This is a genomic window from Microtetraspora sp. NBRC 16547, from assembly GCF_030268965.1.
Classification (GTDB): domain Bacteria; phylum Actinomycetota; class Actinomycetes; order Streptosporangiales; family Streptosporangiaceae; genus Microtetraspora.
Genome location: NZ_BSSE01000057.1, coordinates 1 through 10,952, shown reverse-complemented (window position 1 = coordinate 10,952; position 10,952 = coordinate 1). Strand labels below are relative to the sequence as shown.

The window sequence follows — 10,952 nt, the reverse complement described above, 5'->3', positions numbered from 1 at the left end:
CCATCCGCGCCGCGAACACCGGCGAACACCCCAGCAGCTCCACCCCCATCCCGGCCCACTGCGACCCCTGACCGGGAAAGACGAACACCACCCGCCGATCAGGACGCGCCACCCCCGCCACCACCCCGCCACCCGTGCCGGCCGGGCCGGCTTCAGCCAGCAACCGCGCGTTCACCCCCACATCCGGCAACACCACCGCCCGATGCTCAAACACCCGCCGCGTACTGACCAGCGAAAACCCCACATCCCCCGGATCAGCCTCCACCCCCGCCACCCGGCCCGCCCACACACGCAACGCCTCACCCGACCGAGCCGACAACACCCACGGCACCGGCACCGGCACCGGCCCGACCCCACCCGACACCGCAACCTCAGCAACCGGCGCAGCCTCCAAGATCACATGCGCGTTCGTCCCGCTGATCCCGAACGACGACACCCCCGCACGCCGCACACGCCCCGTCTCCGGCCACGCCACCGCCTCGGTCAGCAACCGCACCTGCCCCGACGACCAGTCCACGTGCGGGGTCGGGTTCTCTGCGTGCAAGGTGCGCGGAACGGTGCCGTGCCGGAGGGCCAGGACCATCTTGATCACCCCGGCGACCCCGGCGGCGGCCTGGGCGTGCCCGATGTTGGACTTGACCGAGCCGAGCCACAACGGCCGCTCCCGGTTCTGCCCATATGTGGCCAGCAGCGCATCGGCCTCGATCGGATCACCCAGCGTCGTCCCGGTCCCATGCGCCTCCACCACATCCACCTCCGACGGCGCAAGCCGCGCATTGGCCAGCGCCGCCAGAATCACCCGCCGCTGCGACGGCCCGTTCGGCGCGGTCAGCCCGTTCGACGCACCGTCCTGATTGACCGCCGTGCCACGTACGACCGCGAGCACGGGATGGCCCAGCCGCTGGGCGTCGGAGAGGCGTTCGACCAGCAGCATCCCCACGCCCTCTGACCATCCGGCACCGTCGGCGCCGGCGGAGAACGCCTTGCAGCGGCCATCGCGGGCCAGGCCGCGCTGGTGCGAGAACTCGACGAAGGTACCCGGCGTGGCCATCACGGTGGCACCGCCTGCCAGGGCCATCGTGCACTCGCCTGAACGCAGGGCCTGGACCGCCAGGTGCAGTGCCACGAGCGAGGACGAGCAGGCCGTGTCGACCGTGACAGCCGGTCCTTCGAGCCCGAAGGTGTAGGCGATCCGGCCGGAGGCCACGCTGCCCGAGTTGCCCACGCCGAGGAAGCCCTCGACGTCGTCGGGCGCGTCCGACACGAGGGGGCCGTAGTCGTGGTACATCAGCCCGGCGAACACGCCGGTCCTGCTGCCACGCAGCGTCCCCGGGTCGATCCCGGCCCGCTCGAAGGACTCCCACGCGGCTTCAAGGAGCAGCCGGTGCTGGGGGTCCATGGCAAGGGCCTCGCGCGGGGAGATGCCGAAGAATCCCGGGTCGAAGTCGGCGGCGCCGTCGAGGAATCCACCGGAACGCACGTACGTCCGGCCTGGCTGCGGCTCGGGGGCGTACAGCGCCTCGACGTCCCAGCCGCGATCCAGCGGGAACTCGGTGATGGCGTCGCCGCCCTCCTCCAGGAGGCGCCAGAAGTCCTCAGGCGACTGGACGCCGCCAGGAAGGCGGCAGCTCATCCCGATGATGGCGATCGGCTCGGTGTCCGCGGCGGTCGCGGCCGGTACGGAGATCGCGGCACCGCCCGTGAGTTCGGCGCGCAGGTGGGCCACCAGCGCCAGCGGGGTCGGGTGGTCGAACACCAGCGCCGCGGGCAGCCGCAGTCCGGTCCGCGCGGCGAGCCTGTTGCGCAGGTCGACCGCGGTGAGCGAGTCGAATCCGAGGTCACGGAAGGTCAGGTCCATGTCCACGGTGGAGGCGTCGCCGTGGCCGAGCACGCTCGCGACCTGGGTACGGACGACCTCGGTCAGCCTACGCTCGGCTTCGGCGGCGGGCAGCGCGGCCAGGCGGGCGCGCAGGTCGTCCCCGCCGGCCGTCGCGGAAGGGCGCGACGCCGGGACGAGCGCGCGCAACATCGGCGGCACGGGCGCATCGCCGAGGCCGGCGCGGAGCCCGGCGGTGTTCAGCCGGATGGGGACCAGGACGGGGTCGGGCAGGGCGAGCGCGGCGTCGAACAGCGCGAGACCCTGCTCGTCCGAGAGCGGCGGGAAGCCGTTGCGGCTCATCCGCCTGCGGTCGAGGTCGGTCATGGCGCCGGTCATTGCACTGCTCCGCGACCACAGTCCCCAGGCCAGGGAGCGTCCGGCCCTGCCGCGGGCGCGGCGGCGTCGCGCCAGAGCGTCGAGCACCGCGTTCGCCGCCGAGTAGGCGGCCTGGCCTGCGCTGCCCAGGGTGCCCGTCGCCGAGGAGAGCAGGACGAAGTCCGCGGAGTCGACCAGGGCGTCCAGCATCAGCGCGGCGTCGACCTTGGGCCGCAGTACGGTCTCGAAGTCCTCGGCGGTCAGGGTGTCGGCGAGGCCGTCGGCGAGGGCGCCCGCGGCGTGGACCACGGCGGTGATCGGCCGGTCGTTCGGGACGGCGGCGAGCACGGCCGCCAGCTGCCGGCCGTCGGCGACGTCGCAGGTCGCGATCGTCACGTCGGCGCCGAGCGCTTCGAGTTCTGCGGTGAGGTCAGCGGCGCCGGCCCCGGTCCGGGTGGTGAGCAGCAGGCGGCGGGCGCCGTGCGCGGTGACCAGGTGACGAGACAGCAGCGAGCCGAGCGCGCCGGTCCCACCGGTGATCAGCACCGTGCCGCTGACGTCGATCCGCGCATCCGCATCGGTGTCGGGTCGTTCCGCACCGGTGTCGGGTCGACCGGCGCGGACCAGGCGCGGTGCCAGGACCGTACCGTCGCGTAGCGCGACCTCCGGTTCGTCGCCGGCGGCGAGGAACGGCACGAGTGCCACGACGGCTTCGCGGTCGTCGGTGTCGGCCAGCAGGAATCGGCCGGGGTGCTCGGCGCGTACAGAGCGGATCAGGCCCCACACCGCCGCACCGGCGAGATCCTTCCCGGTGGTCGCACCGCAGGTGACGAAGGCGAGCCGTCCAGGGCCGTCGGCGGCGAGGCGGGCCCGTACCAGCTCCGTCGCCCCGGCCAGCGCGTCGCGGACGGCGGCCGCCTCGTCACCGGGGTCACCGAAGACGGGAGCCAGGACGAGCTCGGCACCGGCGACGTCCTGGACCGTCGCCGCGCCGGGAACGCCGGGCAGCCCATCGCCCAGCACGGCCACCTCCGCGCCGCTGGGCGCGGCCGTGACCGGGACCCAGTCCTGGCGGAACAGCGAGTCGCCGGTCAGTTGTCCCGCGGCAACCGGGCGCAGGACGAGTGACGCGACCGTGGCGACGTTCGCCCCGGCGGTGTCGGCGACATCGAGGGAGATCGCGTCGTCACCCGCGGGTGTGATCCGTACCCGGAGCCCGCTCACCCCGGTGGCGCGGATGACCGCGCCGGACCAGGCGAAGGGCAGCAGCGCGCGGTCCTCGCCGTCCCCACGGCCCAGCGCCGCGGCCTGTACGGCGGCGTCGAGCAGGGCAGGGTGCAGCCCGAAGCGGGCCGCCTCGGGCGCGATCCCGGCCGGGAGGGCCACCTCGGCGTAGATCTCCTCACCGCGACGCCAGGCGGCGCGCAGCCCACGGAACGCGGGACCGTAGCCGAAGCCCATGGTGGCGAACCGGTCGTACAGGCCGTCCAGGTCGAGGGGATCGGCATCGGCGGGCGGCCAGGCCGTCAGTCCCGCAGCGGCCGGTCCTGCGGCGGTGAGAGGTCCGCCGAGCAGGCCGCTCGCGTGCCGGGTCCAGTCCTCGGCGAGGTCGTCCTGGAGGCGGGAGAACACCCCGACGGCGCGGCGGCCGGTCCCGTCCGGCGCGCCGACCGACACCTGGACCTCCAGAACGGCGTGCTCGGGCAGCACCAGCGGCGCTTCGAGTACGAGGTCCTCCACGACCCGGCCGCCGGTCTCCTGCGCGGCGCGGGCGGCGAGTTCGAGCATCGCGGTGCCGGGCAGCACGACCGATCCGCGGACGACGTGGTCGGCCAGCCACGGATGCGACCGTACGGAGAGCCGCCCGGTGAACAGGTAACCATCGCCGTCGGCCAGCGCCACGACCGCGCCCAGCAGCGGATGCCCGGCGGAGCCCAGCCCAGCGGAGGTGACGTCGCCCGCCGCACCCGGCGCGTCCAGCCAGTACGGCGTGCGCTGGAAGGGATAGGTGGGGAGTTCGACCTCGGCGGTGCCGACCCCGTCGAACGCGCGCGTCCAGTCGACGTGCACGCCATGGGCGAAGGCGGCGCCGACCGCGGCGAGCAGCCGGTCCTGGGCGCCCTCGCCACGGCGCAGGGTGCCGAGGGCGAGCGCGTCCGCCCCCGCCGCCTCGATGGTCTCTTCGAGGCCGACGGTGAGCACCGGGTGCGGGCTGCATTCGGCGAACACCGGCCGCCCCATGCCGAGGAGGCCGTTCACCACCTGCTCGAAGCGGACGGTCCCGCGCAGGTTGCGGTACCAGTACCCGGCGTCCAGCCCGGCGGTGTCGAAGAGGCCGCCGGTGACGGTGGAGTGGAACGGGATCTCGCCGCTGCGGGGACGGACCGGGGCGAGGAGCCGCGCCAGCTCGTCCTCGATGGCCTCGACCTGGGCGGAGTGGGAGGCGTAGTCCACGGCGATCCGCCGGGCTCTGACGCCCTGGTTATCGCACGCCTCCAAGAGCGCCACGAGAGCGGCCGTCTCGCCGGAGACGACCACGGACGCCGGGCCGTTGACCGCGGCGACCGAGATCCGGCCGTCCCATGGTGCGATCAGCTCGTGTGCCCGCTCGGCGGTCACGGCCAGGGACACCATGCCACCCGAGCCGGTGAGCGCCAGGAGGGCCTTGCTGCGCAGGGCGACCACGCGGGCGCCGTCCTCCAGGGACAGTCCGCCCGCGACCACGGCGGCGGCGATCTCGCCCTGTGAATGGCCCACGACCGCGGTGGGCTCGACACCGTACGACCGCCATACCGCGGCCAGCGACACCATCACCGCCCACAGCGCGGGCTGTACGACGTCCACGCGGTCCAGTGCCTCGGCGTCGTCCAGCACGTCGAGGAGGTTCCAGTCCACGAACGGGTCCAGGGCCGCGCGGCACTCGGCCATCCGGTCCGCGAACACGGGAGACGCGGCGAGCAGTTCCTGTCCCATCCCGGCCCATTGCGAGCCCTGGCCGGGGAAGACGAACACCGCCCGGCGGCTCGTCCTGGCGGTCCCCGTCACCACGCCCGCACACTCGTCCTGCCCGGCCAGGGCGGCCAGCCCGGCGCGCAGGTCACCGGTGACGACGGCGCGGTGCTCGAACGTCTGCCGGCCCGCGAGCGCGGCGCCGACGGCCTCGACGTCACCGTCCGCGAGGGGCAGCAGATCGCGCGCCCTGGCGCGCAACGCCGCTCCGCTGCGGGCCGAGAGCACCCACGGCACCGTCGGGGACGGCTCGGCGGCGGGCCTCGGCCCGGGCAGCGGGCGGGCCTCCAAGATCACGTGCGCGTTGGTGCCGCTCACGCCGAACGACGACACGCCGGCGCGCCGCACGCCCTCCCGAGCGGGCCAGTCCCGTTCCTCGGTCAGCAGTTCCACCGCTCCCGCCGTCCAGTCGACGTGCGGGGAGGGCTCGTCCACGTGCAGGGTCCTCGGCAGGGTCCCGTGCCGCATGGCCTCGATCATCTTGATCATCCCACCGACGCCGGCGGCGGCCTGTGTGTGCCCGATGTTGGACTTCAGCGAACCCAGCCACAGCGGGCGGTCCCGGTCCCGGCCGTAGGTGGCAATGAGGGCGTCGGCCTCGATCGGGTCGCCGAGCGTGGTGCCGGTGCCGTGCGCCTCGACCGCGTCCACGTCCGACGCGGACAGGCCGGCGTTCGTCAGCGCCGCGCGGATCACGCGCTGCTGGGCGAGGCCGTTGGGCGCGGTCATGCCGTTGGACGCGCCGTCCTGGTTGGCCGCGGTTCCCCGCACCACCGCCAGGACCGGGTGCCCGAGCCGTTCGGCGTCCGACAGCCGCTCCAGCAGCACGATCCCGGCGCCCTCCGCCCAGCTCGTCCCGTCGGCCGCCGCCGCGAACGCCTTGCAGCGCCCGTCGGGGGCCAGGGCCCGCTGACGGCTGAACTCGATCAGCGCGGACGGGGTCGCCATCACCGCGACGCCGCCGGCGACGGCCAGCTCGCAGTCGCCCTGACGGAGCGCCTGGGCGGCGAGGTGGACCGCGACCAGCGACGAGGAGCACGCCGTGTCCACGGTGACCGCGGGGCCTTCGAGCCCGAAGGTGTAGGCGATGCGGCCTGAGGCGACGCTGCCCGCGCTGCCGTTGCCGAGCAGCCCCTCGTAGCCCTCCGGCACCTGGTACATGCGGCCCGCGTAGTCGTTGTACATCACTCCGGCGAACACGCCGGTGCGGCTGCCGCGGATCGCGTCCATGGTCAGTCCCGCCCGTTCGAAGGCCTCGTACGACACCTCCAGCAGCAGCCGCTGCTGCGGGTCGATGGCGAGCGCGTCGCGGGGGCTGATGCCGAAGAAGCCCGGGTCGAAGCCGTCGGCGTCGTGCAGGAAGCCGCCTTCCCTGGTGTAGACCTTGCCGGGCTGGTCGGGGTCGGGGTCGTAGAGCCCGGCCAGGTCCCAGCCGCGCCGGGACGGGAACCCGGTGATGGCGTCTCCGCCGCGGGCCACCAGGTCCCACAGGTCGCCAGGGGAGGCGACGCCGCCGGGATAGCGGCAGGCCATCCCGATGATCGCGATCGGTTCGCCCGCCGCCAGCTCGAGCCGCCGGTTGAGGTCGCGGAGCCGTTCGCTCTCCTTGAGCGACGCCCTCAGCGCTTCGATGATCTTGTCAGGTGATGTGGCCATGATGCTGACACTCCGGGGGGTCGATCTGGTCAGGTGGGGTCGCCGTCGAGCGCGAGAGAGACGAGGTCATCCACGTCCATGGCGTCGATCGAGGGCGCCTCGGCCGATGGGGCGGCCGGGTGCGGGACCGCGTCGGAGGCGGCCAGCCGCAGCAGGGGCTCCAGGAACCCGGCCGCGCGCAGCCGGTCCACGGGGATCGCGGCGAGCAGGGCGGCCAGATCCGGTTCGTCGGGCTCGGCGGCCAGCTCGGCCTCCAGATGGGTGGCGAGCGCGGCCGCGTCGGGGTAGCTGAACACCAGCGTGGCGGGCAGCCGCAGGCCGGTCTCCACGCTGATCCGGTTGCGGAGCTCGACCGCCGTGAGCGAGTCGAAGCCAAGGTCGCGGAACGACTGCCGCGCGGGGACCGCGTCCGGGTCGGCGTGTCCGAGCACCGCCGCCGCCTGGTCGCGGACGAACCGGACGAGCAGCTCGTGCCGCGCGGGACCGGTGGCCGCGGCCAGGCGCCGCTTCAGCTCGGCCGGTGCCTCCACGGTCCTGGCCGGCGTCCTGACCAGCCCGCGAAGCAGCGGCGGAACCTCCGTCCCTCGCGCCGTGGCGAGGTCCAACCTCATGGGTACGAGCGTCGCGGCGCCATCCGCCCGCGCCGCGTCCAGCAGCGCCAGGCCGTCCTCTGGCGAAAGCGCTCCGACGCCGCCACGGCCCATCCGCCCGGTGGCGGCGCCGTCGAGGTCGCCCATGCCGCCGGCCCACAGCCCCCAGGCAAGGGACTGGGCCGGGAGCCCGGCCGCACGCCGTTGGGCGGCCAGTGCGTCGAGGAACGCGTTGGCCGCGGCGTAGTTCGCCTGGCCGGGCGTTCCGAGGGTGCCCGCTGCCGAGGAGAACAGCACGAACTCCACGAGCCCCGCGTCGCGGGTCAGCTCGTGCAGGTGCCACGCCGCGTCCGCCTTGGGCCGCAGGACCGTGTCGAGGTGTTGCGGGGTGAGGGTCTCCACGACCCCGTCGGCGAGCACGCCCGCTGTGTGGAAGACGGCGGTGATCGGGCGCTCGGCCGGGACCGACGCGAGCAGGGCGACCACGGCCTCGCGGTCGGCGACATCGCAGTCCGCGATCGTCACCTCCGCACCGAGGTCCCGCAGCCGGGCCGCCAGGTCCGCGGCGCCGGGCGCGTCCTGGCCGCGCCGTGAGGTGAGCAGCAGGTGCCGCGCGCCCCGCTCGGCCGCCTGCCGGGCGACAAGCGCGCCCAGCGCGCCGGTCCCTCCGGTGATCAGCACGGTCCCGGACGTCGCGGGGACTGCGCCGGTCGGAGTGGGGACGGCACCGGTCGGAGCGGCCACCCGGGCCAGCCTGGGCACCAGGACGCCGCCCGAGCGGATCGCCGCCTGTGCCTCGCCGGCGACCGTCACCACCGCGGCCGAGTCGTCCACATCGAGCAGCTCGAACCGGCCAGGATGCTCGGACTGGGCAGCCCGCAGCAGCCCCCATACCGCGGCTGCGGCCAGGTCGGGGACGTCCTCGCCCGGCCGGGTCGCGACGGCGTCGCAGGTCCGGACGATCAGACGGGTCCCGGCCAGTTCGTCATGGGCGAGCCACTCCTGGACCGTCGCGAGGATAGACGCGACCATCTCCCGCACGACCCCCGGGACATCACCGTCCGCGCCGGGCGCGGGGCCGGTCGTACGGGGCACAGGAAGGAACACGGCCTCCGGGTACGGTGCCACCGCGGTGCGGACCCCGTCCCAGATGTCGACATCTGCGCCCGCCTTCTTCAGCGCGGCGACCAGGTCACCCCCGTCGCCGAGCACAGCGCAGCGGGTTAACGGCGGCGCCGTGTGCGGGGCCGGAACCCAGTCGACGCGGTACATAGCATCCCGCACGCCGAGTCCCTCGGTGGAGAAGGGCCGCAGAGTGAGGGCCCGCACGCTCCCGACCGACGCGCCGGCGCCGTCGGCCAGAACGAGCGAGTAGCCGTCGTCGATCGGCGTGAGGCCGACCCGCAGGCTCGTCGCGCCGGTCGCCGCGAGGTGTACGCCACTCCAGGCGAACGGCAGCCTTCCGACGCCGTCGCCGCGCAGCATGGCCGCGTGCAGCGCCGCGTCGAACAGCGCCGGGTGCAGGAGGTGGCCGGCGGCGACCTCGGGCAGGCCGACCTCGGCGAAGAGTTCCTCGCCACGCGACCAGCACGCCCGCAGTCCCTGGAACGCCGGGCCGTAACCGAATCCGGCGTCGGCGAGGCGCGGGTAGAACCCGTCCAGCGGGATGGGCTCGGCGTCCCGCGGCGGCCACTCGGCCAGGGACGCCACCGGGCTCCCGGCTTGGGCGACCGTCCCGGCGGCGTGCCGGGTCCAGGCGTCCTCATCGTCGCGGCGCGAATGGATCGCCACCGGGCGTCCCCCGTTCCCGGGGGCACCCACCGTGACCTGGATCTGTACGCCGCCCCGCTCCGGTACCACGAGCGGGGCATCCATCGTCAGCTCCTCGACGAGGTCGCACCCGGTTTCCGCGGCGGTACGCAGAACCAGTTCCAGCAACGCGGTCGCGGGCAGCAGAGTCGTGCCGCCGACCGCGTGATCGGCGAGCCACGGGTGCGTCCGCAGTGCGAGTCTGGCCGTGCCGAGCACGCCGTCCTGCCCGGCGAGAGGAACGATCGCGGCGAGCAGTGGATGGCCGGTGACCGACAGCCCCGCCGCAGCGACGTCCCCCGCAGGCTCTGTGGCGTCGAGCCAGAACCGCTCGTGCTGGAAGGCGTAGGTCGGCAGGTCAACGTGCCCGCCGCCACCACCCAGACAGGCGGCCCAGTCGACCGGCCGGCCCCGTACGTACAGCCGGGCCAGCGCGGTGAGCAGGGTGATCGGCTCGGGACGGTCCGCCCGCAGCGCCGCAACCGCTTCGGCGTCCCCGGCGGGCAGGGCATCGGAGACCATCGCGGTGAGGACACCGTCCGGGCCCAGTTCCAGGAAGTCCGTGACGCCTTGGGCGTGCAGGGCGCGTACGCCATCGTGGAACCGAACGGGCTCCCGTACCTGACGCACCCAGTGATCCGCGGTCGCCGGGTCACCGTCGTCCACGGTGGACACGATCGGGATGGCCGGCTCGCCGAAGGACAGCTCCCGCACGACCTCGTGGAACGCCTCCAGCATCGGCTCCATCAACGCGGAGTGGAACGCGTGGCTGGTGTTGAGCCGCTTGGTCCGCGCCCAGCTCGAAGCCACCGCCATGACCTGGTCGGCGTCTCCGGACAGTACGACCGAGTCGGGGCCGTTGACCGCGGCGATGGACACACCCTTGGGCAGCGGGCCGATCTCGGCTTCCGACGCCTGTACGGCGACCATCGCGCCGCCCTCGGGAAGTGCCTGCATCAGCCGTCCCCGTGCCGCTACCAGCGTGCAGGCGTCCGGCAGGCTCAGGATGCCGGCGACGTGAGCGGCCGCGATCTCCCCGATGGAATGCCCCAGCACGACGTCAGGCCGGACGCCCCATGACTCCAGGAGCCGGAAGAGCGCCACTTCGACGGCGAAGATGGCCTGCTGCGCGAACTCCGTCCGATCGAGGTCCGGACCGCCGTCGAAGACCACCTCGCGCAACCGCGGATCCAGATGCGCCGCCACCGCGTCGAACGCCTCCGCATAAGCCGGAAACGCCTCATACAGTTCGCGTCCCATCCCGGGATGCTGGGACCCCTGGCCGGTGAACAGGAACGCGGTCCGGCCGTCCGGCACGACTCTGCCGGTCACCACACCGGGCTCACCGCGACCGAGCGCGGCCAGCCCGGCGCGGACGTCGCCGACGACGACGGCGCGGTGGTCGTGCTGGGAGCGGGTGTTGACCAGCGCCCGGGCAACGGCGGCGGGCTCCAGCGTGGGGTTCGCGGCCAGGTGCGCGCGCAGCCGGTCCGCCTGGGCGCGCAGGGCTCTCGCGGACTTCGCGGTGACCACGAACGGAGGGCAGGGGTGCTCGGGCGCGGCCTCGTCGGGGGGTTGGGGGACGGCCTCCAGGATGACGTGCGCGTTGGTGCCACTGATCCCGAACGACGACACCCCCGCACGACGCGCACGCCCCGTCTCCGGCCACGGCACCGACTCCGTCAGCAACCGCA

At 74.1% G+C, this 10,952-nt stretch carries 2 protein-coding genes; both read right to left on the bottom strand.

The features are described 5' to 3' along the window. Positions 1-6,859, bottom strand: a 6,859-nt coding sequence (locus QSK17_RS35310) for a type I polyketide synthase (protein WP_285710969.1), incomplete at its 3' end; no start/stop codon positions are given. A 29-nt stretch (positions 6,860-6,888) separates the two neighbouring features. Beyond that, on the bottom strand, positions 6,889-10,952 hold a 4,064-nt coding region (locus tag QSK17_RS35305; RefSeq protein WP_285710967.1), incomplete at its 5' end, for a type I polyketide synthase.